Genomic DNA, 1,579 nt, shown 5'->3' with positions numbered 1-1,579 from the left:
ACCGTCACCGGCAACGCATCCAACACCACCACCGCCACCGGCACCATGTAGGACGGCAACCGCTCCCCCAACAACACCCGCACCCGCGCCACATCCACATCACCGGTCACATAACCAACCAACCGCCGATCCCCAGGCCGATCCTCCCGCACCACCACCGCCGCAGACTCCACCCCATCCAACGACGCCAACACCGACCGAACCTCACCCAACTCGATCCGAAAACCCCGAACCTTCACCTGCTCATCAGAACGACCCAAATACTCCAACTCCCCACCCACAGACCACCGCACCACATCCCCAGTCCGATACATCCGCACACCCACACCACCAAACGGACACGCCACAAACCGAGCCGACGTCAAACCCGAACGACCCACATACCCCAACGCCACCCCCCACCCCGCCACATACAACTCCCCCACCACACCCACCGACACCGGACGCAACAACCCATCCAGCACGAAGAAGGCGAGGTGGTCCAATGGCGACCCGATCGGGCTCACGCTGCGTTCTGTGTCAGCGCGGGTGATCTCGCGGAATGAGGCGTGCACCGTGGTCTCGGTGATGCCGTACATGTTGATCATCCGGGGCGAGCCCCGATGGCTGTCGAGCCAGGTCCGGATACGTTGCGGCTCAAGCGCTTCACCGCCGAAGATCACCGCCTCGAGGGCGAGCTGCCTGCCGGCGTCCGGCTGCCGGGCATCGACCGCCTGCAACCCGAGGAACGCCGTCGGCGTCTGACTCAGCACGCTGACCCGCTCGGCGAGCAACAGGGCATGCAGGTCCTCCGGTGAGGCGGTGACCGATTCGGGCACCACGACGAGCCGGCCCCCGCGCAGCAGCGGACCCCACAACTCCCACACCGAGTAGTCGAACGCCAACGAATGACACTGCGTCCACACCTGCCCCGGCGCGTCGACGACGGTGCCCAGCGCGTCCAACAGATCGACGACGTTGGCGTGGGGGATCGCCACCCCCTTGGGACGACCGGTGGTGCCCGAGGTGTAGATGACGTACGCGATGTCTTCGGGATGCGGCGGAGTCAGAGCGGTGGCGGGCTGATCAGCGACCTGTGGGTCGTCGACGTCGACCACCGGCAGCCCGAACCCGGCCAGCCTCGGGCGTTGCGCCGCCGTCGTCACCGCGACGACCGGACGCGCATCCCCGAGCACGAACTCGATGCGGGCATCGGGATGGGCCGCATCGATCGGCAGGTAGGCCGCACCTGTCTTGAGCACAGCCAGGATCGCCACCACTGCCACGTCCGACCGCGAAGACAGCACCGCCACGAACTCGCCCGGGCCTGCTCCTCGACCAGCGAGCAGGTGCGCCAACCGGTTCGACGCGTCGTCCAACTCGCGATACGTCCACGAACGACCCTCGAACGTCACCGCCACCGCACCTGCAGACCGTGCCACCTGGTCGGCGAAGAGCGCGGGGATGGAAACCGACGCCCTGATCGATTCGCTCAGTGCCTCCCGATTGCCCCACTCCTCCAGTTCCGAATGTTCGTCCTCGTCGAGGAAATCAGTCGAAAGCAGGGGCCGCGAAGCTTCGGCGGTCACTCAGTCCTCCA

Annotated in this window: 1 protein-coding gene; it reads right to left on the bottom strand. The window is 66.3% G+C overall.

Annotated features, from left to right (window positions below; all coding sequences use genetic code 11):
• Window positions 1-1,568: amino acid adenylation domain-containing protein (locus tag AB0K11_RS16365; RefSeq protein ID WP_364978382.1), on the bottom strand; the 1,568-nt coding region annotated here is incomplete at its 3' end.
• Between the last annotated feature and the right edge of the window lie 11 nt (window positions 1,569-1,579).

The sequence above is a fragment of the Mycobacterium sp. NPDC050551 genome (assembly GCF_040674075.1).
Taxonomy (GTDB): domain Bacteria; phylum Actinomycetota; class Actinomycetes; order Mycobacteriales; family Mycobacteriaceae; genus Mycobacterium.
The sequence above is the reverse complement of the archived record's forward strand: the minus strand, read 5'-3'. Positions and strand labels throughout refer to the sequence as shown.